General features: G+C 73.0%; 22 protein-coding genes. 9 read left to right on the forward strand and 13 right to left on the reverse strand.

Going from position 1 to position 22,827, the window contains the following annotated elements:
• Positions 1-647: hypothetical protein (locus ABZS66_RS44160; protein WP_354768725.1), on the forward strand; the 647-nt coding region annotated here is incomplete at its 5' end.
• A 41-nt stretch (positions 648-688) separates the two neighbouring features.
• On the opposite strand, the gene ABZS66_RS44165 is transcribed toward ABZS66_RS44160, so the two are convergent.
• Positions 689-1,231, reverse strand: a complete 543-nt coding sequence (locus tag ABZS66_RS44165; protein WP_354768726.1) for a CGNR zinc finger domain-containing protein — start codon at positions 1,229-1,231, stop codon at positions 689-691.
• Between the two features lie 74 nt (positions 1,232-1,305).
• Here ABZS66_RS44165 and ABZS66_RS44170 point away from each other — a divergent pair, with 74 nt between their 5' ends.
• On the forward strand, positions 1,306-2,883 hold the full coding sequence (locus tag ABZS66_RS44170; RefSeq protein ID WP_354768728.1) for an aminotransferase class I/II-fold pyridoxal phosphate-dependent enzyme: 1,578 nt from the start codon (positions 1,306-1,308) through the stop codon (positions 2,881-2,883).
• Between the two features lie 122 nt (positions 2,884-3,005).
• On the opposite strand, the gene ABZS66_RS44175 is transcribed toward ABZS66_RS44170, so the two are convergent.
• From ABZS66_RS44175 to ABZS66_RS44190, 4 genes are all read right to left on the reverse strand, one after another.
• Positions 3,006-3,965 carry a sporulation protein gene (locus ABZS66_RS44175; RefSeq protein ID WP_354768730.1) on the reverse strand — a complete coding sequence of 320 codons (960 nt, stop codon included), beginning with the start codon at positions 3,963-3,965 and terminating at the stop codon, positions 3,006-3,008.
• Positions 3,966-4,006: 41 nt separating this feature from the next.
• Positions 4,007-4,384 (reverse strand): YccF domain-containing protein, encoded by a 378-nt coding sequence (locus tag ABZS66_RS44180; RefSeq protein WP_354768732.1) that lies wholly within the window; start codon positions 4,382-4,384, stop codon positions 4,007-4,009.
• Positions 4,385-4,863: 479 nt separating this feature from the next.
• Positions 4,864-5,274: a GNAT family N-acetyltransferase gene (locus ABZS66_RS44185; RefSeq protein WP_354768734.1), complete on the reverse strand. Its 411-nt coding sequence runs from the start codon at positions 5,272-5,274 to the stop codon at positions 4,864-4,866.
• 143 nt (positions 5,275-5,417) lie between these two features.
• Positions 5,418-6,815 carry a prolyl oligopeptidase family serine peptidase gene (locus ABZS66_RS44190; RefSeq protein WP_354768735.1) on the reverse strand — a complete coding sequence of 466 codons (1,398 nt, stop codon included), beginning with the start codon at positions 6,813-6,815 and terminating at the stop codon, positions 5,418-5,420.
• 271 nt (positions 6,816-7,086) lie between these two features.
• On the opposite strand from ABZS66_RS44190, the gene ABZS66_RS44195 reads away from it, so the two are divergent.
• A complete protein-coding gene (locus ABZS66_RS44195) occupies positions 7,087-8,067 on the forward strand; it encodes a TerC/Alx family metal homeostasis membrane protein (protein ID WP_354768737.1) in 981 nt (326 codons plus the stop codon).
• Here the strand turns inward: ABZS66_RS44195 and ABZS66_RS44200 are convergent.
• Genes ABZS66_RS44200 through ABZS66_RS44210 form a run of 3 tightly spaced genes read right to left on the reverse strand, consistent with a single transcriptional unit; the run spans position 8,048 to position 10,667 of the window.
• Positions 8,048-9,343, reverse strand: coding sequence for a serine/threonine-protein kinase (locus ABZS66_RS44200; RefSeq protein WP_354768739.1), 1,296 nt, complete (start codon positions 9,341-9,343; stop codon positions 8,048-8,050). The two genes, ABZS66_RS44195 and ABZS66_RS44200, sit on opposite strands and share 20 nt — an antisense overlap.
• A gap of 35 nt (positions 9,344-9,378) precedes the next feature.
• A complete protein-coding gene (locus tag ABZS66_RS44205; RefSeq protein ID WP_354768772.1) occupies positions 9,379-10,152 on the reverse strand; it encodes an aminotransferase class IV in 774 nt (257 codons plus the stop codon).
• Between the two features lie 56 nt (positions 10,153-10,208).
• Positions 10,209-10,667, reverse strand: a complete 459-nt coding sequence (locus ABZS66_RS44210) for an Lrp/AsnC family transcriptional regulator (protein WP_354768741.1) — start codon at positions 10,665-10,667, stop codon at positions 10,209-10,211.
• A 78-nt stretch (positions 10,668-10,745) separates the two neighbouring features.
• On the opposite strand from ABZS66_RS44210, the gene ABZS66_RS44215 reads away from it, so the two are divergent.
• Positions 10,746-11,714 (forward strand): Glu/Leu/Phe/Val dehydrogenase dimerization domain-containing protein, encoded by a 969-nt coding sequence (locus ABZS66_RS44215; RefSeq protein WP_354768743.1) that lies wholly within the window; start codon positions 10,746-10,748, stop codon positions 11,712-11,714.
• On the opposite strand, the gene ABZS66_RS44220 is transcribed toward ABZS66_RS44215, so the two are convergent.
• Positions 11,705-12,565, reverse strand: coding sequence for an NAD(P)H-binding protein (locus tag ABZS66_RS44220; RefSeq protein WP_354768745.1), 861 nt, complete (start codon positions 12,563-12,565; stop codon positions 11,705-11,707). The two genes, ABZS66_RS44215 and ABZS66_RS44220, sit on opposite strands and share 10 nt — an antisense overlap.
• A 79-nt stretch (positions 12,566-12,644) precedes the next feature.
• Here ABZS66_RS44220 and ABZS66_RS44225 point away from each other — a divergent pair, with 79 nt between their 5' ends.
• Entirely contained in the window at positions 12,645-13,025 is a 381-nt protein-coding gene (locus ABZS66_RS44225; protein WP_354768747.1) for a helix-turn-helix domain-containing protein, read from the forward strand.
• A gap of 439 nt (positions 13,026-13,464) precedes the next feature.
• Here ABZS66_RS44225 and ABZS66_RS44230 read toward each other — a convergent pair whose 3' ends face one another.
• Entirely contained in the window at positions 13,465-14,433 is a 969-nt protein-coding gene (locus tag ABZS66_RS44230; protein WP_354768749.1) for a hypothetical protein, read from the reverse strand.
• A gap of 134 nt (positions 14,434-14,567) precedes the next feature.
• Here ABZS66_RS44230 and ABZS66_RS44235 point away from each other — a divergent pair, with 134 nt between their 5' ends.
• Positions 14,568-15,968, forward strand: coding sequence for a histidine kinase (locus ABZS66_RS44235; RefSeq protein ID WP_354768751.1), 1,401 nt, complete (start codon positions 14,568-14,570; stop codon positions 15,966-15,968).
• Entirely contained in the window at positions 15,965-16,627 is a 663-nt protein-coding gene (locus ABZS66_RS44240) for a response regulator transcription factor (RefSeq protein WP_354768753.1), read from the forward strand. Before ABZS66_RS44235 ends, ABZS66_RS44240 begins: the two co-directional genes overlap by 4 nt.
• Positions 16,628-16,824: 197 nt before the next feature.
• Here the strand turns inward: ABZS66_RS44240 and ABZS66_RS44245 are convergent, their stop codons facing one another.
• Genes ABZS66_RS44245 through ABZS66_RS44255 form a run of 3 tightly spaced genes read right to left on the reverse strand, consistent with a single transcriptional unit; the run spans position 16,825 to position 20,829 of the window.
• Positions 16,825-18,525, reverse strand: coding sequence for a glycerol-3-phosphate dehydrogenase/oxidase (locus ABZS66_RS44245; RefSeq protein ID WP_354768754.1), 1,701 nt, complete (start codon positions 18,523-18,525; stop codon positions 16,825-16,827).
• Positions 18,525-20,006, reverse strand: a complete 1,482-nt coding sequence (gene glpK / locus ABZS66_RS44250) for a glycerol kinase GlpK (protein ID WP_354768756.1) — start codon at positions 20,004-20,006, stop codon at positions 18,525-18,527. Before glpK ends, ABZS66_RS44245 begins: the two co-directional genes overlap by 1 nt.
• Positions 19,999-20,829, reverse strand: a complete 831-nt coding sequence (locus tag ABZS66_RS44255) for an MIP/aquaporin family protein (protein ID WP_354768758.1) — start codon at positions 20,827-20,829, stop codon at positions 19,999-20,001. Before ABZS66_RS44255 ends, glpK begins: the two co-directional genes overlap by 8 nt.
• Positions 20,830-20,880: 51 nt before the next feature.
• Between ABZS66_RS44255 and ABZS66_RS44260 the strand changes: the two genes are divergently transcribed.
• Both ABZS66_RS44260 and ABZS66_RS44265 read left to right on the forward strand, forming a co-directional pair.
• Positions 20,881-21,345: a PPOX class F420-dependent oxidoreductase gene (locus tag ABZS66_RS44260; RefSeq protein WP_354768760.1), complete on the forward strand. Its 465-nt coding sequence runs from the start codon at positions 20,881-20,883 to the stop codon at positions 21,343-21,345.
• A gap of 70 nt (positions 21,346-21,415) precedes the next feature.
• On the forward strand, positions 21,416-22,618 hold the full coding sequence (locus ABZS66_RS44265) for a condensation domain-containing protein (RefSeq protein WP_354768762.1): 1,203 nt from the start codon (positions 21,416-21,418) through the stop codon (positions 22,616-22,618).
• Positions 22,619-22,827: the final 209 nt, after the last annotated feature.

Consider the following 22,827-nt stretch of genomic DNA (forward strand, 5'->3'; position numbering starts at 1 on the left):
GGGCCGCCCGGGCCCGGGGCCACGCGCGCCTGCGCGGCGCGATCCCGGCGGGGCCGCCCGTGGAGCCGTTCGCGGAGACGCTGCCCGGCTACCGGGTCCTGCTCCGGCTCCAGGTCCAGGAGCAGCGCCTCGACCGGCCCGACGTCGCGGAGCGGTGCCAGGCGGTGCGCCCGGTCGACGGGTACGGCCTGCGGCACTGGACCGACCGGGCCCCCGACGAGCTCGCGCTGTCGTTCGCGCGGGTCATGACCCACGTCCTCGACGCACCCGGCGCCGAGCTGCAGTTGCCGCCCCGCGACTGGGACCTCGACGCCCTGCGGGCCTGGGAACGGGAGATGACGGCCGGCGGCCTGCGCCTGCTGGTGACGGCCGCCACGCATGACGGCCGGGTGGTGGCCGCCACGGTCACGCTGGCCGGCGCCACCGAGGCCGAGCAGCACGACACGGCGGTGCTGCCCGACCACCGCCGCCGCGGCCTCGCCACCTGGGTCAAGGCCGCCCAGACCCTCCGATTACGGACCGACTTCCCCGCCGCGACGTCCGCGACGACCACGGTCAACGTCGACAATCCCGGCATGCTGGCCGCGAACCGCACGATCGGCTACCACGACACCTACCGCCGCCTCCTCGTCGAGGTCACCGCCTAGCGCGCCGCGCACGGGCGTCGCGACGCGTCTCGGCGGCGGGGTCAGCGGGCCGTGGCGCGGCGGGCGCGGTACGACGCGGCCTTGACGCGGTTGCCGCACTCCTCCATGCCGCACCAGGCGCGGGTGCCGGCGCGGGAGCGGTCGACGAAGAGGCGCGTGCACTCCTCGCCGGCGCACTCGCGGACGCGGGTCCGGTCCAGGGTCGCCAGCAGGTCCGCGGCGGCCATCGCGACGGCGGCGCCGACGGCGGCCGCGTTGCCGGTGCGCAGCGCGCCCGCCGGCGTCAGCGCGATCCGTGGGGGGCGGGCGGTCGCCGCCTCGTTCAGCAGCGCCAGGTCCGCGTCCGGCCAGGGCGCCCCGGCCAGGGACGCGAGCACCAGGCGGTACACCACCTCCCGCAGTCGGATCAGGCGCGTGAACTCGGTCTCGTCCAGCGGCGGCGGGGCGGTGAGCAGGCCCGACTCGACCGACCAGCGGGCGGCGTCGGCGGGCGTGGCCAGCAGTTCCTCCGGGCGGCTGCGGCGCCACTTCAGCGTGCCGGCGAAGTCGAGCGCGAGGTCGCCGCTGACGAACACGAAGGTCACGTCACCACCTTGACAGGTGACGCGGGTCGGGCGCAAGGTTGCGTCACCACATGAACCGGTGACGAGAGGTTCCCATGATCACTGTCGACGAGTACCTGCTGTACACCGACCGCGCGTTCGACGGCATGACGCGCATCGTCGGCGAGCTCGGCGACGACCTCGCCAACCGGCGGCCGGCGCTACCCGGGGCGAACACGCCGTACGGGCTGCTGACCCACTGCCTGGGCGTCGTCGAGTACTGGGCCGGGAGCCTCGTCGCCGGCCGGCCGATCGAACGCGACCGCGACCGCGAGTTCACCAGCCGCGGCCCGGTCGCGGGGCTGCTCGCGCGGGTCGCGGAGGTCCGCGCCCATCTCGCCGCCGACGCGCGCGGCGCCACGCCGGGCGACCCGCCGCGGGGCACGCCGGACCCGCGGTTCCTCGGCCCGGACGGCATCGACACGCAGGGGGCGGTGCTGCAGCACGTCTACGAGGAGCTGTGCCAGCATCACGGGCAGATGGAGGTGCTGCGCGACGCCCTCCTCGCCGAGCACCCGGCGCGCCCGCTCGGCGAGGGCCACGGCGTCAAGTGGGGCTCGCTGCCCGCCGGCACGCTCGGCGCCTGGGTGGCGGACATGGATCTCGGCATCGCCCCGCCGATCAAGCGGCGGCTCCTCGAGACGGTGCAGCGCGAGGACTTCGGCTATCCGTTCTGGACCGGTGCTGATCCGGTACTACGGGAGTTCTCGGCCTGGACGGGCAGTCAACACGGCTGGGAGCCGGACCCGGGCCGGTCGCGGGTGTTCACCGACCTGCTCCAGATCCTGCAGGTCGTGGTCGAGCACACGACGGCGCCCGGCGACGGGGTGGCGATCCACGTGCCCGCGTACCCGCCGTTCCTGGCGAGCATCGCCCGCGCGGGCCGCCGCATCGTCCCCATCCCGATGGTCCACAATGGACAGCGCTGGACGTTCGACACCGACGGGCTTGCGTCGCGGCTCGCCGGGTGCCGGCTGCTGGTCCTGGTCAACCCGCACAACCCGACCGGCCGCGTGTTCGACGCCGCCGAGCTGGACGCACTCGCCGCCGCGGCCGACCGGCACGATCTCGTGGTGCTGAGCGACGAGATCCACGCCGACCTGACGTACGCGCCGCACCGACACGTGCCGTTCGCGACGCTGGCCCCGGCCCGTACCGTCACGGCCACCTCGGCGACGAAGGCCTTCAACATCGCCGGCCTGCGGCTCGCGGTCGCCCATGTCGCTCCGCCCGCGTTGCGCGCCTCGCTGGACGCCGCCCCGCTCGACGTGTTCGGCACCCCGAGCATCCTGAGCCGGGTCGCCACCCTGGCGGCGTGGCAGGAGTCATCGGCCTGGCTCGACGGGATGCGATCGACCCTGGCCACCAACCGCGCCACGGTGACGTCGTGGGCGGCCACGGTGGGCGTACCGTTCACTCCCCCGGAGGCCACCTACCTGGCCTGGCTGCGGAGTCCGCACCCGGCGGCCGCGCTGGAGCGTACGGCGCTGGTGAAGCTGAGCGAGGGCGCCGAGTTCTCGGCGGGCACCGACGTCGACACGGCGTCGTTCGTCCGCCTGAACTTCGCAACCACCCCGAAGATCCTCCACGACGTCCTCACCCGCCTCACCCCGTGGATGGCGCCGCCCCGCTGATGGCGCCTGCACGCGGCGAGCGCCGCGCGATGTGCCCCTGACCGGGCCTCGCGCGGCGCTCGTCGTGCGGCTCGCCGCGTGGTGCGGCTCGCCTAGTGGTGCGGCTCGCCTCGTCGGCTCGCTCAGAAGTCGAAGTCGCCGCCGTCGTCCTCGAAGACCTCCTCGAAGACCTCGCCGGCGACGATGCCGCCCACGATGCCGGCGGCGCCGGCCGCCACGACGGTGCCCATGCCCGGGCCGCGGTGACCGTGGCCGCCGTGGTGGCCGTGACCATACCCACCGTGGCCGTAGCCGGACGGGAGGTGGCTGTAGTAGCGCGAGGTCGCCTCGCCGACCCAGCTGTCGACGACCGCGGCCCAGTCGGTGCCGGCGGCCTGGTCGTGGCGGATGCTGAAGCGGCTGTACGCGTCGTGGCCCGAGCTGAACATGCCCCCGCGCTTGTCGAACTCCAGCACGACCTCGACCCCGTACGGACTGGCGACGAACGTCAGCTCAACCTCGTTGATCTTCCCGCCGTGCTGCGGCGGCGGCCAGAACTCGATCTCCTGGAAGATCGGCAGGCTCTGCTGCACCCCGTGCAGGTAGCCACGCTCGACGTCGGCGTGCTTGAAGCGGAAGCCGTTGGCGGCGAACCCGTCGAGGATGCCCTGCTGCACGGGCAGCGGGGTGATCGCGACCGGGTCGAGGTCGCCCTTGTCGCGGCCCTTGGCGATGACCAGCTCGGTGCGCACGCCCATGACCATGCCGCGCAGATGCTGCCCGTAGACCTCGGTGATCGGCGCCTCCCACGGCACCGCCATCCGGAACGGGATCGACTGCCGCTCGCCCGGCCCGACGCGGAATTGCTGCGCGGCGACCACGTGGCCGAGCTCGATGCCGCTGTGCCCCTCGTAGTCACCACCTTCGACCTCGACGCGGGTCGCGAGCGACAGCAGGACCTGCTCGATCATGAACTCGCTGTCGCCGCCGGTGATGTTGACATTGCCTTCGATGAAGCCGCCCGGCTGGACGGCGGTGGTGGTGAGCACGGTGTCGACGCTCGGACTGCCGACGCCGAACGCGGCCAGCATCTTCTTGAACACGCTACGACACTAGCACGTGGCACTGTACGGTCTGTGAATCCTCACAGCTCCACCACCTCGCGCCCCAGCGGCCAGAACGCCACCGGCACCAGCTTGAAGTGCGCGATGCCGAACGGGATCCCGATCACCGTCAGGCACAGCGTGATCCCGGCCGCGATGTGCGAAAGCGCGAGCCACCAACCGGCCAGCACGACCCAGAGAACGTTCGCGAGCCCGGTCGCCACGCCGGCCCCCGGTTTCGCCCGCACGGTCCGCCCGAACGGCCACAGCGCGTAGACCGCGAGGCGCCAGCTGGCCACACCGAAGGGGATCGTGACGACGAGAACGAAGCAGATGACGGCGGCGAGCGCGTACTCCAGGAAGAGGATCAGCCCGCCCCCGAAGATCACCCACAACACGTTGAGCACAAACCGCACCATGCTTCGATCATCCCCGACCGCGGCAAGAACGCCGACCCCGGGTCTTCCCCGAACTTCCCCACCTAGGGCGGTTTCGTGACCGGGGTCGCAGCGCGTCACGCCACGGGGGGATCCCGCATCCCCGACGCGAGGGATCGAAGATGGCTGGCGTGAGCGATGCGGAGAACGGCCCGCCCGCGCGAGGGTGAATGCCATGAAACGCGTCCTGCTCCCCGCGATCGCCGTCGTCCTGGCCGTCCTCGCGGCGGCCCTGGTGTTCGTCTCCGCCGCCCTGCTCACCGACCGTCCCGGCGTCATGACAATCGTCGCGCTCGGCACGTCCGCCGCGGTCACCGCCGGTGGCATCACGCTCGGCGGCCTCGCACGCCGGCCCGGCGCGGCGCTCGTCGTGGCGACCGTGCTGCTCACCGGCACGATCGGATGTGCGCTGTTCCGCGCCACCGAGGTCCACAGTGGACATCCCGGCACGGTCCAGTGGGCTACGCCTCCGGGAGGGACAGTGCGCCGCTCATCCAGACTGACGACTCTTCGGCGAAGCCGAGCCGGCCGTAGAACCGGCGGACCCGCGAGTTGTGCGCCTCGGTCTCCAGGAACATCGTCGAGGCACCGGCCGTGGCCGCCGCGCCCATCGCGTGACGGAGCAGGGCCGCGCCGACGCCACTGCCGCGGTCGCGGACGTAGATCTCGTCCAGCAGCGCCTCGCGGCCCCCCGACTCCAGGCTCCAGCCCCAGGTGACGACCGCATAGCCCGACAGCGCCGACGGACCGGACGGCGACGTGACGACCCAGACCTGGCCGTGCGTGTCGTCGTGGAGCAGCGGGGAGAGGGCCCGGACGACGCGCGGCTCGTCGTAGTCGTGCTGGTCGGTTTCGCAGAACTCCCGGGTCAACGGGAGCAGGGAGGAAAGGTCTGATGATTCGGCTCGGCGGACGGCTGACATGCCGACCAGTATTCGCCACGGAGATCGTCGAAGGGCACCTGCCCGGACCGCGGACCGCCGTCCCGGACGAGCCGGGACGGCGGTGCGTCGAACTAGCGGGCGCAGGGGGCGCCGAAGCTCGGGCGGTCGACCGAGGTGTACGTGCAGCCGAACCTCGGGTCGGCGACGGTGCGCCGGTCGAGGATCGCGTCGCCCGCCGGGCGCTTGCCCGCGCGGACCCAGGTCACCAGGTCGTCGAACGTGCGGGACATCTCGTCGACGGTGAACTCGCAGTGGCCGAGGGCCCGGACGGCCCGGGAGACGAAGAGGCGGGAGCGGCCGTTGAGGGCGGCGCGCCGGGCGTACTCCTGCTCCATCGAGATCGGCACGAAGAGGTCGCCGATCGTGTGCAGCGACAGGACCGGCACCGGCGGGCGGCCGTCGATGCGGGGGACGCCGGACAGGTCGCGGCTCGGGCGGTCGGTGCGGTCGACGCGCAGCACGGACCGGTTGAGCCGCAGCTCGTCCCGGCTGAGCCACGGGTTGTCGTCGGCCTGGTAAAGGGTGAGGCGGTTGGACGTGACGTTGCCCTCGGCGATGCCGGCGGTGCCGCCGGAGAGGCCGGGGTACAGGCCGAAGAGGAACGGCACGGTGTTGAGCGGCGGGATCGACGGCAGCGCGTTCCAGTAGGTGAAGGCCGCGTCGAAGCCCGGGCGCACGCCGCCGCTGCGCTGCTCGACGACGTCGCCCCACAGCTGGCGGGCGGCGGTGCCGGGGGCGAGGGCGGGCAGCTCGGCGAGGACCTGCTGGCGGTAGACCTCCTGGAAGCCGGGATCGACCGGCGCCGCCGGGAACGTGATCCTGGTGTTCGTCAGGGCGGCGGCGGTCACGTTGGCGTCGAGGAAGTAGTCGAACAGCTCGGCGTCGCCCAGCACCCCACACACGGGCATCGCGCCGACGAACGCCTTCGGGTACTCCTCGATCGCCACGGCGGTGACGTGGCCGCCCATGGACGCGCCGGTCATGTACACCGACTTCGCCCGGGTGCCGGTGCGCTGGCGGAACAGGTCGATGAGGGCGTGGCTGTCGCGGACGCCCTGGCCGACGTCGTAGCCGTTGGTCTGGTAGCTCGACGCCGCCCAGGCGAACCCGCGGCTCAGGTAGTGGGAGCGCAGGGAGGGGTTGTCGACGTACACCGTGGTGCCCTGGCCGCGGAAGCCGTGGGCGTAGAGGACGAGCTCGCCGTTCCAGTTCGCGGGCTTCTCGATGCGGTAGGCGGCGCCGTCGAGAATGCCCGCCCAGGTCGCGGAACCGGCGATCGGGGCGAACGGGGTGCCGTTGAGCTCACAGTCGGGGTCGGCGACCAGGTAGCCGGGCTGCGTGGTGCTCGCGACCGGCAGGTCACAGACCGGTGGATCGGCGCGCGCCGGGGACGCCGGCGCGACGAGAAGACCGAGCAGGACGGCGATAGCGGCCGCCGCCCTCCCGGTGGGGCGCGCAACGCTGCGCATGGGCTCCACCTCCACCGTTCATGGAACGCCCGGCCCCGAAGCGATGTCAATCGATCATTGCACTCATTGTGCCGAAAGTTTCCCGGAGAGCTGTGCGGGCGTTCCCAGGCAACGCCCAGGAAGTGCCCGTACAGTGACCCGTGGGGGGAGTATCTCGCCAGGCCGTCCCGGTCAGTACGAGTCGCCAATGCGGCTCCCGGGCGGTCGCCCGCTCGCAGAGCGGGTGAGAGAGACCTCGAACGGTTTGGCACGTTCGAGGGAGCCCGTCTTCATGGAGTCCATCGCGTCGCCGCAGCTGTGGCTGATCACTGTCGCCGTGCTGCTGGGGCTGTTGGCGCTCGACTTCGTCATCACCCGGCGGCCGCACGACGTCCCGATGCGCGAGGCGGTCGCCTGGACCGTGTTCTACCTCGCGCTGCCCGCCGCGTTCGGCGTCTACGTCTGGATGGCGCACGGCGGCACGCGCGGCGTCGAGTTCTTCACCGGCTACGTGGTGGAGAAGTCGCTGTCGGTCGACAACCTGTTCGTCTTCATGCTGCTGCTGGCGGCGTTCGCGGTGCCGCCGGCGCTGGCCCAGCGGGTCCTGCTGTACGGCATCGCCGGCGCGCTCGTGCTGCGGGCGATCTTCATCGCCGCCGGGGCCGCGATGCTGTCGGCGGGGACGTGGGCGTTCCTGCTGTTCGGCGCGATCCTCGTGGTGACGGCGGTGAAGGTGATGCGCGACGCGCTGCGCGGCACCGACCACCAGGTCGACATCGACAAGATGCGCGGGGTGCGGCTGCTGCGCCGGCTCATGCCGGTCACCGACGAGTACCACGGCGCCCGGCTCACGGTGAAGGAGGCCGGCCGCCGGGCGCTGACGCCGATGGCCCTGGTCGTGGCGGCGGTGTTCCTGACCGACATCGTGTTCGCGGTCGACTCGGTGCCGGCGGTGTACGGCGTGACCGACGACCCCTACCTGGTGTTCACGACGAACGCGTTCGCGCTGCTCGGCCTGCGGGCGCTGTACTTCGTGCTGCGCAACGCGCTGTCCCGGCTGCGCCACCTCAACCACGGCCTGGCGATCATCCTGGGGTTCATCGGCCTGAAGCTGATCCTGCACTGGGCGCACACGGTGTGGTCGTGGGTGCCGGACGTGCCGACGCCGCTGTCGCTGGCGGTCATCATCGTGACGCTCGCGGTCGTGACGGTCACCAGCCTGCGCGCCACGTCGGGGGCGAAGCGGGAGGAGGTCACCGCTTCCGCGTCGTGACCTCGGACCGGGGCGTGCCGCCGGCACAGGTCACGGCGATGTCGACGAGGTCGTTGCCGTGCCGGAAGGTGACCGTGGCGGTGGCGGCCGGGCCCGGCGTGACGGTCTCGACCTTGTACGAGCGGGCCGCCTCCCAGGCGGTCAGCTCGGCGCGCCCGTCCGCGCACCGGGCGGCGGCCGTCCCGCCGTCCGAGGTGAAGGTGACGGGCGCCGCCGCGGACAGCGACGGGGCCGGGGAGGCCGAGGGAGCCGCGGACGAGGTCGGCGGGGCACCCCCACCCTGCTGCGGCCCGTTCGACGTGGTTGCGGCGACGGTCACCGGCCCGGCGGACGAGGATGTCGACGAGGATGAGGACGTGGCGGCGGGCGGGGCCCCGGACGCGGCGCCCCCCGCTGGCCCGGACGGCCCGGACGGCTCGCGGAGCGGGCTGGCACCGGAGTACAGCCACGCGCCCGCCATCACACCCACCGCAGCCGCCGCGAGCGCGAGACGCCAGCGGGGTGTGCGGGCCACCGGCTCGCCGAGCACCGCGCGGGCCGCGGCGCGGGCGAGGGTGTCGGCGACGAACCGGGCCGGTGGACGGTTGGCGGGGTCCTTCGCCAGGCAGCTCATGCACAGCGCGGCGATCGGTTTCGGCACGCCGGGTTGGTCGGGCAGCGGCGACGGCGGGGTGTGCACGTGGTCGCGGACGACCCCGGTGGTCGTCTCGCCGGGCCACGGCAGGACGCCGGCGAGCAGCTTGTAGAGCACGACGCCGAGGGCGTACACGTCGGAGGCCGGGGTGACGGCGCCGCCCATGATCCGCTCGGGCGCCACGTACGCGGGCGTGCCGAGCACCCGCTCCTCCCCGGCACCGGCGGGCGCGGCGATGCCGAAGTCGACCAGCTTGGCGCCGGTGGTGGTGACCATGATGTTGGCCGGTTTCACGTCCCGGTGCACGAGGCCGGCGACGTGGGCGGCGGCCAGGCCGGCGGCGACCTCGGCGCACAGGCGGAACGCCTCGTCCGGCGGGACCGGTCCGGCGGCGAGCCGCCGCTCGAGCGTCTCGCCGTCGATGAGCTCCATGACGACGTACGGCGTGCCGTCGGACTCGCCGTAGTCGAAGACCTGGGCGAGGTTGGGGTGCGAGAGCGCGGCGGCGTTGCGGGCCTCGTCGCGGATCCGCTCCCGGTCGGCGGAGCCGGCGAGCACCTTGACCGCCACCGCCCGGCCCAGCACCTCGTCGCGGGCCCGCCACACGACGGAGGTCCCGCCCGTCCCGAGCAGGTCCTCCAACCGGTAGCGGCCGCCCAGCAGCAGCTCGCCCGGGCTCAGATCGCGTCCCAGGGCACAGCCGCGGCGGCCGCGACGACCAGGCGGTGGAAGTCCGGGTCGCCGGGGAGCTCGACGTCGTCGATGCGGCGGACGGCGACCACGCCGATCGAGTTGGTGAGGAACGCCGCGCGGTAGCCGCCGAGGTCGGCGAGGTGCACCGGCGCGGAGCGCACCGGCAGGCCGGCGGCGACCAGGCCGGGGTTCAGCGCGAGCATCTGGATGCCGGCGAGGTGCGGCGCCGACGGCCAGATCACAGCGGTACCGTCGAAGAATCCAATGTTGTGGATGGCGGATTCGGCGATCGCTCCGCCCGGCCCGGTGAGCAGGGCGTCGTCGAAGCCCTCGCGTTCGGCGAGGCGGCCGAAGTACAGCTGGCCGAAGCTGCCCAGGTGCTTGAGGTGCGCGACCGGACGGACGTACGGCACCGACCGCAGACTGATCGGCGCCGATGGCGGCGAGGCCGGCGGACGCACCGCGACGACGATCATCAGCTCGCCGGCCGGCTGGTAGACGTTGATCCGGATGGATGCGTCCGGCACGTCGCGGACGGCGTGGCGGAGGTGGCTGCGGACCAGCGCCGGGTCGAGGTCGGCGTCGAACAGCTCCCGCGTGGCCGCCACCAGGCGCTCCAGGTGCAGCTGCAGGGCCTGCACCCGGCCGGCGCGCACCTGGAGGGCGGTCAGGTGGCCGTAGTTGACGAGGAGCGGGTGGTACAACTCCTCGATCTTCGGCTCACGTCCGTCAATCTCCAGGCGGATCAGCGGCGGCATGCTCACGATCGCCCACCATAGTGCGTGGGCGGCGCTGCGGGTCGATCCGGGTTCGGTCACGGGTCGAGCGGGGTCACCACCGGGTTGCGGGCGTGCTGGTAGATGACCGAACTGCGGAACCCGACGATCTCCCGCCGCTTGCTGAACTTGTCCATCAGGAGCGCGTGGAGCGCGTCCACGCTCGGCACCGCCACGTGCACGAGGAAGTCGTCGCCGCCCGCGACCACGAACACGGACAGCACCTCCGGCAGCGTCGTCACGTAGGCCTTGAACCCCTCGATGACCTGCCGGCTCAGCGGCCGGATCTGGACGTGGAGGAACGCCTGCACGTTCCGGTTGAGCGCGCCGAGGCTGATCTCCGCGTGGTACCCCAGGATGACGCCCCGCTCGCGCAGCGCCCGCACGCGCTCCAGGCACGTCGACGGGGCGATCCCCACCGCCGCCGCCAGGTCACGGTTGGTCTGCCGCGCGTCGCGCTGCAGTTCCGCCACGATCGCCGAATCAAGTTCGTCCACGGACGGAATACTAGCCGTTCTTCCGAACTTCGTTCGTCAATGAGCTTTTCCAGGTGTACTTCTGGCTAGCGTTTTGGGATGGAACACGAACACGTCGTCATCCGCCGCGGCGCCCGGACCGGCCTGCCGGTCATCATCGCCGTGCACTCCACCGCCCTCGGCCCGGCGCTCGGGGGATGCCGCCTGGCCCGCTACGGCTCGTGGCAGGAGGCCCTGACCGACGCGCTGCGCCTCTCGTCGGCGATGACCCTGAAATGCGCCGTCGCCGGCCTCCCCAACGGCGGCGGCAAGACGGTCGTTCCGCTGCCGATCACGCGGTACAGCAGGAAAGACCTCCTCCAGGACGTCGGCGACCTCATCGAGTCGTTCGGCGGCAGCTACGCGACCGGCCCGGACGTCGGGACGTCGTCCGACGACATGGAGGTCATCGGCACGCGCACCGGCCACGTCTGCTGCCGCCCGTCCGGCAGCGGCGACTCGTCCCCGGCGACGGCCCTCGGCGTGATGGCGGCGCTGCGCACGCTGGGCGGCTCGACGTACGCGGTGCAGGGCCTGGGCCGGGTCGGCCTGGACGTGGCCCGCCGGCTGCTGGCCGCCGGCTGCACGGTGCTGGTGACGGACGTCGACGAGCGCCGGCGCGCGCTGATTCCGGACGCGCAGTGGCTGCCCCCGGCCGAACTCCTCGCCGCGCCCGTCGACGTCCTGGTCCCGGCCGCCCTGGGCGGCATCCTGACCCCGTCGACGGTCCCGCGCCTCCGCTGCCGCTTCGTGGCCGGCCCGGCGAACAACCAGCTGGACACCCCGTCGACGGCGGACCTGCTGCACGCCCGCGGCATCGTGTGGGCCCCCGACCACGTCGTGAGCGCCGGCGGCGTGCTCTACGCGGCGTCGGTGGAACTCCACGGTTCGTCCCCGGCCGAGGCCACCGCCCGCGTGGAGTCCATCGGCGACACGTTGGCGTCGGTACTGCGAACTGCCTCAACCCGCGGCATCACCCCACTCGCGGCCGCGGACGCCCTGGCCGAGGCCCGCCTGGCTCACCGGTAGACAACCACTCGCCCGTACCGCGTGGGCCGCTCGATCTCGTCGAGGACGGCAACGGCAAGGTCGGCGTACGACAGCCCGTCGCTCTCGTCGTGGGGCAGCTGCTCTCCCCCGAGCCGGTACCGCCCCGTGCGCTCCCCGTCGGGCTCCAGCCGCGCGGTGGGCGTGAGCACCAGCCAGCGCTGCCCGGTTTCCTGCCGCAGCCGCTCAAGCCCGGCAAGGTGCGCCTGTGCGAACGCCCGCAGCTGCGGCGGAAACGCCGACGGATCGTCCATGACAAGATTCCCGCTGTCGTCGTACAGGGTGGCGAACAGCCCGACAACAACGATCCGCGGCGCTCCCGCGGCAAGCAGCGCGTCGGCCGCCTTGACGAAGTACCGCTCGTCAAGCCGCGTCCGAGCCAGCACCTCCGGCCCGGACGCGGGCGTGACCGCACTGACAACGGCGTCACACCCGTCGACAAGCCGCAGCACGGACGCAGGGTCGGTGACGTCCCCCCGGTGGACGCTGACGGAGCCGCTCCACGCGCCCGCGCCCCCACCGGCGGCGGCCGCCACCCCCGACGGTCGCGCACCGCGGGCAAGCGCACTCCCGCCGCGGTCACCCGCCACGTCGGACACGCACCCATCGCGCGCGACCTCGCCCCGGCCATCGACGGTCACGTGCCCACCGCCGGCGATCACCGCGCCCGCCGCGTCCAGCTCCGCGGCACGGAGGGCGGCCACGTCGGACGCGAGCCCGCCGTGCGCGACCACGTCCCGCACGACGGCCACGACCTCATGCCCGCGCCGCACCGCCTCGGCAGTGACCCGCCTCCCGGCCCGGCCCCCGGCCCCGAACACCGCAATCCTCATCGCCTGCGTCCTCATGGCCCGCGGACGCTACCGGCCCCCACCCCGGTACCCGCAACGAAACCGGCGCTACGGTGGGCAAATGCCGCCCGCTCCCCTACCCGACTTCGACCCGATGTGCCCAACGAGCGCCCTGCCGTTCCAGATCGGCGACAAGTGGACCGGCATGGTCATCCTGTGCCTGGAGCACGGCCCACGCCGCTTCACCGAACTCCAGACCCCACTACGCGCCGTGACAGCGAAGGTCCTGACCGAGACCCTGCGCGCCATGGAACGCGACGGCCTGGTGTCCCGCACGTCCTACCCGGAGAACCCCCCACGCGTCGAGTACGCCCTGACACCCCTGGGCCGCTCCCTCCTCGACCTGATCGCCGCAGCTCGCACCTGGTCCCGGGAACACCTCCCCACACTCCTGGCCGCCCGCGCCGCCGCCACTGACACTCCCCCGCCGGAGGCTCCCTGACCCGACCGGCCCCCGGTGCGGCCCGCCACGGGTTCCGGCAACCGCAAGGTCCTGCCCATCTCCACGACGGCAGGCCCTCGGCCGGACCGCGCCGTGTCAGGCCGCTGCCGCCCCAAGCAGCGCCGCCGTCCGAAGGGCCGCGCCGCGCCTCCAGCGCCACGCCGCCGCCCCAAGCGGCCGCGCCACCGCCCGAAGGCTGCACCCCCCAGCGCCACGCCGCCACCCCAGGCCGCGCCACCGCCCGGAGGGGGCGCCGCCATCCCCAGGCCGCGCTCGCCGCCCCAAGGCCACGCCCCGCCCTCAAGCCGTCGCGCTCGGCTGGACCGCACGCCCTCGGCCGGGCCGCCACCCCTCCGGACGCTCGTCCCCGGTCATGCCTCCGATCGAACCCAGGCCCCGCGGGCGTTGGCCAGGCCGCACGCCCTCGGCGCTGCGGTCGTCAGCCGATGACCGTCAGGCGGACCGGGAGCTCACCGCCGGCTAACTGGGCGGCGAGCACCTCGGTCTGGTACTGGCTCAGGTTCCCGCTCACCTGCACCTCCCCAGTGATCTCCGCCTGGATCGCGGGCGCCGACACGACGAGCGCGTCGAGCACGATCCCCACCTGCTCCCGCTGCGGTGCGAGCTCGCGGCTCAGCTCGGTGAAGCGGCGCTGCCCGTCGGCCGTGAACCGGACGTTCACCGTCCACTGGCCGCTCGGCCCGAGCGTGGCCGTCGCGCCGTCGATGTCGGCGCCGGTGACGCGGGCCTTGTCCAGCAGGTACTTCGTGCCGTCCTTGTCACACGCCACCACGCTCTGGTCGACCGCGCCGACGTCGGTCAGCTGGGCGCAGGTCACGCCGGGCACCAGCAGCTGCATCCGCAGCGGCAGTGTGGCCACGTCGGCCGCGCTCAGCGCGCTGAACGCCGACGTCACGCTCGGCGGCAGCGCCTTGCCCTGGTCGACGTCCTGCACCGCCGCGGCGGCCGTATAGGCCTCGCCGAGCCGGTCGGCGACCGCCGGCCGAGGCGCGTCGGCGGGCTGCTCCGGCAGCGTGCCCGTCATCGGCTGGTCGGTGAACACGGTCGCCAGGACCCGCCGGAACCGCAGCTGGCCGGTGCCCACCAGCTCGCGCAGCATCGTCTCGCCCGCGCCCCGGCCGCGCAGCACCAGCCGGTCGCCGTTGCGGTCGACCCGTGGGTCCTCGACGTTGGCGGCCCGCATGCGGGTGAGCAGGACCTGGCGGGCCCGGTCGAGGTCGGCGTCGCTCGGCGCGCCGCCGTCGGGCCGCTTCGCCTCGACCGAGACGGATGCCTCGGGCAGCTCCCCGGCCCGGCCGAGCACCGTCACGATGCCCCAGGAAGCCAGGCCGATCAGCAGGATGACCGCGCCGATCAACCCGAGCACCTGTGCACGTCGAACTGCCATGGCGCCACTCTATTCACGGGGATCAAGGACGCGCATCGCTCGCGGGAGCGCTTTCGGCGTAGCTCTGTGGGGTGCCATGAAGATGGCTCTCAGGAGGGACGCGGCCACTCCGCCACCCGGCCAGAATCATCCGCATGCGCCAACGAACGCTCGACATCCTGATCGCCGCGGTCGTCACGGCCGCGACGCTCTACCCGGCGTTGGCCTACCGACCGTTCAACCTCAGCGCGCTCCTGCTCGCTCTCGTAGCCTCCGTTCCGCTCATCTGGCGCCGTCGGGCGCCGATCCTCGTGGCGCTCATCACAGGCGTCGCCACCACCTGGCTGTCGATCGTGGAGCGCCTCACCGACGTGCCCTACGGGCAGCTCGTCGCCACCTACACGTGGGCGGAGCTGGCGTCGCCGGCCTGGCGGCTGGCCGCCATCGTGGTGACGGCCGCCGGGATCACGGTGTCGCTGGCCATCCCGCACCAGAACCCGCCCTCGTTCGCATACGTCGGGGTCAGCTTCGTCACCGCCTACGCACTGGGCGTCCAGGTCCGCGCCCGCCGCGACCGGATCTCGTGGCTGGAGGAGCGCACCCGGCGCCTCGCCGAGGAGCAGGCGGCCGCCGCGAGCGCCGAGCGGGCCAGGATCGCCCGCGACATGCACGACGTGCTCGCCCACTCCGTCGGCCTCATGGTGGTCCAGGCCGAGGGCGGCGCCTCGGTCGTGCGCCGCGACGCCGGGAAGGCCGAGGCCGCGTTCGACGCCATCGCCGAGACGGGCCGCGAGGCCCTGGTCCAGCTGCGCCACGCCCTGGGCGTGCTGCGTGAGCGGGAGCCCGAGCCGGCGGGCATGGAGGCGATCCCGTCGCTGGTCGAGCGGGCCCGCCGGACCGGCCTCGACGTGCACCTCGAACGCGTCGCGGTGCCGGTGGTGGACGCGACGGTCGGCGCCACGGCGTACCGGCTCGTGCAGGAAGCGCTGACCAACGTGGTGAAGCACGCGGGTGCGAAGCATGTCGCAGTTGTAGTGGCAGGTGCGCCCGGCAACGCCCTTCAGGTCACGGTCCGCGACGATGGCCGCGGCGCCCCGCCCCCGGGGACCGCGACGGGCAGCGGCAAGCGGTCAGCGGAGCACGCGAGCGGCCACGGCCTGGCCGGCATGCGGGAGCGCGTGACCGCGGTGGGCGGCCGGCTGCGCACCGGCGCGCGCACCGATGGCGGCGCAGGCTTCGAGGTGGCGGCCTTCCTACCCGTCACCGCCACGGATGGAAGCGACACAGCGGCCGGCATGCACGGCCGGTCGACAGGGAGCAGCACGGCGATCGGCGAGATCGGCACGCCGACTGAGACCGGGGACGCCACGGCGACGGACGGCGGCCACGGCAACGGCGCGGCGAGGGGCGGCGGCAACAGCGTGGCAACAGGCGGCGGCGCGGCGAGGGGCGGCGGCAACAGCGCAGCGACGGACGGCGGCGCGCCGGCAAGTGCGTCGAGAGTCGGGGAGAGCCGAACGGCAGCTGGGAACGGGCGGGGAGCAGCCGGGTGGTGAAGTTGCGGGTTGTGGTGGCTGACGACCAGGCGCTGGTGCGTGGTGGGCTGTGCATGATCCTGGAGTCGCAGCCGGACATCGAGGTCGTCGGGGAGGCTGAGGACGGGGCACAGGCGGTGGCAGTTGCCGCGCGGGAGCGGCCGGACGTGGTGCTCATGGATGTCCGGATGCCGAACCTTGACGGGATCGGGGCTACGCGGGAGATCTGTGCGGCGACGGCGGCGAAGGTGTTGGTGCTGACGACGTTTGATCTGGATGAGTACGTGTACGAGGCGTTGCTGGCCGGTGCCAGTGGGTTTCTGCTCAAGGACATGCATCGGGCCGACCTCGTGGCAGCGGTGCGAACTGTCGCGGCCGGGGAGGCTCTGCTGGCGCCGACGGTGACGCGGCGGCTGATCGCTGACGTGTTACGCCAGCGGCGGGCGGTGGCCGCGCCGGTGAGTGATCGGCGGCTGGGCTCGTTGACGCCGCGGGAGGAGGACATTCTGCGGCAGGTGGCGCGTGGGTTGTCCAACGCGGAGATCGCCGTCGAGTTGGTCGTCACCGAGCACACGGTGAAGACGCACGTGTCGAAGGTGCTGGCCAAGCTGGGGTTGCGGGACCGGGTGCAGGCGGTCGTGCTGGCGTACGAGTCGGGTCTCGTCCGTCCCGGCACATAACCGTGCCAGCCGACGCGACCGGCCCGGCACCGGCCCGGCACCGGCCCGGCAACCGAAGCCAACCGAGTCCAGCCGGAGCCAGCCAGACAGCCGGCCAGACAGACAGAGCGCAGCCAGAACCAGCCAGCGGTCTCGCGGCGACAGCTGGCCTGGGCTCGGGGCGGCGTGGGCCGCGGCTTGTGGTGCGTTTGGCTTGGCTATGCGTGGGCCACTGGGACCACGTCCGGGGCCTCGCGGCGGGTCAGGTCCGCCGTGCGGTCGTCGGGCTGCTCCTGGGACGCGCGTTCGGCCTCCACGCGGTGGCGGTAGCTGGCCAGCTCGCGGTCCAACTGCTCGCCGGGCCAGTCCAGGAGGTCCGCCATCAGCCTGGCCACCGGTACCAGGGCCGTCAGGCCGCGGTCGAAGGTCTCTATCGACGCCCTCGTGCGGCGGGTCAGGACGTCCTCCACGTGGCGGGCGCCCTCGGCCAGGACCGCGTACGCCACTTCTGCCCGTAGGTAGTCCTCGGCGCCGTCCAGCGGGTCGGCCAGGGACGGGTCGGTGCGGATCAGGTCCAGGACCTCGTCCACCAGCGTGCCGTAGCGGCGCAGCAGGCGCTCCACCCGCGCCACGTGCAGGCCGCTCGAGGCCGACAGCGCCGCGCGCTGGTTCCACAGCGCGGCGTAGCCCTCGGCGCCGAGCAGCGGGACCTTGTCGGTGCAGGACGGGGGGATCGCGCCGCCCAGGGCGTGGGCCGCCGCGTCGACGGCGTCGGCGGCCATCACGCGGTAGGTGGTGTACTTGCCGCCGGCCACGGCCACCACGCCGGGGACGGGACTGGCCACCACGTGTTCGCGGGACAGCTTCGACGTCAGCTCGGACTCGCCGGCCAGCAGCGGGCGAAGGCCCGCGTACACGCCCTCGACGTCCTCCGGGCGCAGCGGCGAGACCAGGACCTTGTTGACCTCGCCCAGCAGATAGTCAATGTCGCTGCGGGTAGCGGCCGGGTGGGACTTGTCCAGGGTCCAGTCGGTGTCGGTGGTGCCGACGATCCAGTGGCGGCCCCACGGGATGACGAACAGCACGCTCGTCGGAGTGCGCAGAATGAGGGCCGACGTCGACTGTATTCGATCCCGGGGTACGACCAGATGAACGCCCTTGGAGGCGCGGACCTGGAACTGGCCGCGCTCGCCGATCAGGGCCTGGGTGTCGTCCGTCCACACGCCCGTGGCGTTGACGACCTGGCGGGCACGGACCTCGAACGTCCGGTCGTCCTCCAGGTCCAGGACGCGGACGCCGGTGACCCGGCCGGCCTCGCGGAGGAAGCCGACGACCTGCGCGCGGGACGCCACATGGGCGCCGTAGGCGGCGGCGGTGCGGGCCACGAACATCGTGTGGCGGGCGTCGTCGACCTGCGCGTCCCAGTACTGCACGGCACCGACGAGGCTGTCCCGCCGCAGCGCCGGGCACAGCCGCAGGGCTTCGCGGCGGGAAAGCTGCCGGTGGCGCGGCATCCCGCGGCCGGCCATCCCGTCGTACAGCGTGACCCCGGACCCGACGTAGAACCGCTCCCACACCCGGCGCGTGAGCGGGTAGATGAACGGCACCGGGCGCACCAGGTGCGGCGCCAGCCGGTGCAGGAGCAGGCTCCGCTCGCGCAGCGCCTCCCGTACCAGCTGAAAGTCCATCATCTCGAGATAGCGCAGGCCGCCGTGAATGAGCTTGCTGGAGCGGCTCGACGTGCCGCTGGCCCAGTCGCGCATCTCCAGCAGGCCCGTCGACAGGCCGCGGGTCGTCGCGTCGAGGGCGCAGCCGGCCCCGACCACGCCGCCGCCGACCACCACCACGTCGAGCTCCGTGGATTCCATAGCAGCGATAGCCGCCGATCGCGCCAGCGGCGACAACGGTGCGGTGTGCATCAGGCACCTCCGATCTCGACCCAGTCGAGCGTGCGCGCGACGGCCATCTTCCAGCGCTCGTAGCCCGAGGTGCGCTGGACGGCGGTCCACGTCGGCTCCCAGCGGCGCGACTCGTCCCAGTTGGCGCGCAGCTCGTCCAGCGAGTCCCAATAGCCGGAGGCCAGCCCGGCGGCGTAGGCGGCGCCGAGCGCGGTGGTCTCGGGCACGCGCGGGCGGCTGACGGGAACGCCCAGGATGTCGGCCTGCAGCTGCATGCACAGGTCGTTGGCGGTGACCCCGCCGTCGACCTTGAGCACGTCGAGCGTCACCCCGCTGTCCTGCTGCATCGCCTCGACGACGTCGCGGGACTGGTAGCAGATCGCCTCCAGCGTCGCGCGGGCCAGGTGGGCGTCGGTGTCGAACCGGGACAGGCCGACGATCGCGCCGCGCGCGTCAGCGCGCCAGTAGGGTGCGAACAGGCCGGAGAAGGCGGGGACGAAGTACACGCCGCCGTTGTCGGGGACCTTCGATGCCAGGGTCTCGCTCTCGGCGGCGCTGCTGATGATGCGCAATTGGTCGCGCAGCCACTGCACGGCCGAGCCGGTGACGGCGATCGATCCCTCCAGCGCGTACGCCGGCGGCTGCCCGTCGAACTGGTACGCGACCGTCGTGAGCAGGCCGCGCGACGAGCGCACCAGCGCGTCGCCCGTGTTGAGGAGCAGGAAGTTGCCGGTGCCGTACGTGTTCTTCGCCTCGCCGGCACCGAAGCAGACCTGGCCGACGGTCGCGGCGTGCTGGTCGCCGAGCGCGGCGGTGATCGGGACGCCGCCGGGGCTCCGGCCGTAGGCCGCCGGGTCGGACGACGGGCGGATCTCCGGCAGCATCGCCGCCGGCACGCCGAAGACGTCCAGCAGCTCCTGGTCCCACTGCAGCGAGGCGATGTCCATGAGCATGGTCCGGCTGGCGTTGGTCACGTCGGTGACGTGCACGCCGCCGTCGGGGCCGCCGGTGAGGTTCCACAGCAGCCAGGTGTCCATCGTGCCGAACAGCGCATCGCCGGAGGCGGCGGCGCGGCGCAGTCCGTCGACGTGCTCCAGCAGCCACTGCAGTTTGCCGCCGGCGAAGTACGTGGCCGGTAGCAGACCACTACGGCGCTGGATGAGGTCGTTGCCGGCGAGGGCGGCCGCGATGGCGTCGGTGCGGGTGTCCTGCCAGACGATCGCGTTGGCGTACGGCCGGCCGGTGCGCCGGTCCCACACGACCGTCGTCTCGCGCTGGTTGGTGATGCCGAGCGCGCGCAGCCGCAGGCCGGCGAACGCCTCGCGGGCCACGTCGTTCGTGCGTTCCCAGATCTCGAGCGGGTCGTGCTCGACCCACCCGGCGCGGGGCAGGATCTGCCGATGCTCCAGCTGGTGCTGCGCGACGACCCGGCCGGCGTGGTCGAAGACCATCGCGCGGGTGCTGGTCGTGCCCTGGTCGATCGCCCCGATGTACTCATCCACTGGTCGTGTCCACCCTTCCGGGCTCGCGCTGCGCGGGCTCCTGCGCGGGCTGTGCCAGCAGGAAGCGGGTGACGGTCACCCGGTACAGGCCGGCGCCGACGACCCCGCCGAGGATCGGCGCGACGATCGGCACCCAGAAGTACGGATAACCCGTCTGGTCAACGAAGGCGCTGCCGTAGCCGGTGAGGAACGACGCCAGCCGCGGCCCGAGGTCACGGGCCGGGTTGATGGCGTAGCCGGCCGCGGCGCCCCAGGCCATGCCGATCGCGACGACGATGAGGCCGACGATGAACGGCTGCAGGTTCGCCTTCGGCGCCGTGTTCATCGTGTCGGTCACGGCGAGAATCAGGAACAGCAGGATCGCGGTGCCGATGACCTGGTCCCGGAACGCGCCGAACAGGTCGACCGGCAGCGTGCCGTTGCCGGGCAGCGTCGAGAACACCGTCTGCGTCTTGATCGTCAGGCCGGGGTCGGCGGCGTGCAGGATCGAGCCGTAGTTCCACCGCACGAGCAGCGCGCCGGTGAACGCGCCGAGCGTCTGCGCGATCGAGTACGGCAGGACCTTGCGCCACTCGAAGCCGCTGAACATGGCGAGGGCGAAGCTCACCGCCGGGTTGAGGTGCCCGCCGCTGAGCCGGCCGGCGACGTACACCCCGAACGTCACCCCGAAGCCCCACGCCCACGCGATGCTGTCGTGATCGCCCAGCCCGGCTGCGGCCACCTGCGCGACGACGCCGCACCCGAACAGGATGAGGATCATCGTGCCGGCGAACTCGGCGGCCAACTCCCCCATCAGCCCGCGGTCCCGCAGCCAGCGTTTCATGCGCGCGGAGCTACCCGCGGCGTCGCGAGATACGCCAGGTAGGGTCGTCGCATGGCACGGAAGATCGCGACCAACGACCGGGTCGAGCGGGCCGCGCTGCTGGAGTTCCTCCGGCCGCGGCACCGGGCGATCATCATGACGACGCGGGCCGACGGGCGCCCGCAGGCCTCCCCGGTGACGTGCGGTGTCGACACCGAGGGGCGCATCGTCGTGTCGACCTACCCGGAGCGGGCGAAGGTGCGCAACATCCGGCGCGACCCGCGGGTGTCCGTCATGGTGCTGTCCGACGACTGGAGCGACGCCTGGGTGCAGATCGACGGGACGGGCGAGGTGCTCGACCTGCCCGACGCCCTGGAGCCCCTCGTCGAGTACTTCCGCTGCATCTCCGGCGAGCACCCGGACTGGGACGAGTACCGCGCCGCCATGCTCGCACAGGGCAAGTCGCTCGTCCGCGTCACGATCGACACGTGGGGCCCGGTGGCGACCGGCGGCTTCCCGGCCCGCCTGGCCGACTGACGTGCGGGCCGTCGTCTTCGCCGCTGTCAAGCCTTGACGCTCGGCACGCGCTGAGTACAGTCACCGCGTTGTGGACGTCCCCTTTCACGGCGCCGGGGCCGGCACCGCCGAGCTGACGTGGGGCCAGCGGGCGATGTGGCAGGCCATGGAGCGCGAGCGGTCCTGGCTGCCGATGGGCGGGCGGCGGCCGGTGCCGCCCGGCACGACGCTCGATGACGTCGCGGCGGAGCTGCGGTACACCATGGACCGCTATCAGTCGTTCCGCACCAGGCTGCGGTCCCGCCCCGGCGCCGCGCCGCTGCAGGTCGTCGCCGACCGGGGCAGCGCGCGGCTCGACGTGGTGGACGCCGGGGACGACGACCCGGAGATGATCGCCGCCGCCGTCGAGCGGGACCTGCGGGCGTCCTCGCCCGACCTCGAGGCCGAGTTCCCCATGCGCATGGCGGTTGTTCTATCCCGTGGTACCCCGAGCAGGCTCGTCGCCATCATGCCGCACATCGTCACGGACGGGATCGGCGCCGCGATCATGGTGGACGAGGTAACCCGGCGGGCGGCGTCTCCGCCGGAGGGTCTCCAGCCGCTGGACCTGGCCGCGTGGCAGGCGTCGGCGGCCGGCGAGCGCCAGCACGCGGCCGCGCGACGGCACTGGGAGCGGCACGGTGATCTGCTTGCGCCGTTCGGCGCGCTGGTCGGTCCGTCCCGCAAGGGGATCTTCGTGTCGCCGGCCCTCGCCGCCGCCCTCCCCGCCGTGTCCGCGGTAGCCGGCGTTGATTCGGCAACGGTACTGCTGGCCGCGTACATGACGGTCCTCGGCCGGACGACGGACAGCGCGACCATCGCGGTGCGGCAGGTGGTGAGCAACCGGTTCCGCGGCGGGCTGGCCGGCGTCGTCAGCCCGATCACGCAGCTCGGCCTGTGCGTGGCCGACGTGTCCGGCTCGTTCGACGACGCGCTTGCCGCCGTCGCCCGGGCCTCCCTGCCCGCGCAGAAGCACGCCTACTACGACCCGTTCCTGGTCGGTGGCGCCGCCCGTACCGCATGCCTCAACGACCGCCGTTCCGTGCGGGCCGTCGTGCCCGGGGCGTCCTGGGAACCGGGCACGTTCACCTGGGCCGAACCGCCGGTCGGCCCGACCGAGCCGCTGTTCGTGCACGTCGACGACGAGCCGGGTGCGTTGCGGCTCACCGTCGACGTGTCCGTGCCGTCCCTCGATGCCGAGGCGTGCGTACGGGATATCGAGACGCTGCTGGTCTCGGCCGCTCAGCGCACGTAGGCCGGCAGCGGCTCGCGCCGCTCGAGCCACCGTTGCGGGATGCCGTCGCGGCCGGTGTACGCGGCGACGATCCCCGGGCCGTCGCCCCACCTGGGAGAAAGTGCTGCGCGCCGAACGCGTCGCCGACGGAGAGCCCGTCAAGGCTGTCGTAACTGAGGTCGGGGTCGGTCGAGGTCGATCGGATCGATCGATATGGGTCATGGGAGCCC

It is taken from the genome of Dactylosporangium sp. NPDC005572 (assembly GCF_040605515.1).
Lineage (GTDB): Bacteria > Actinomycetota > Actinomycetes > Mycobacteriales > Micromonosporaceae > Dactylosporangium.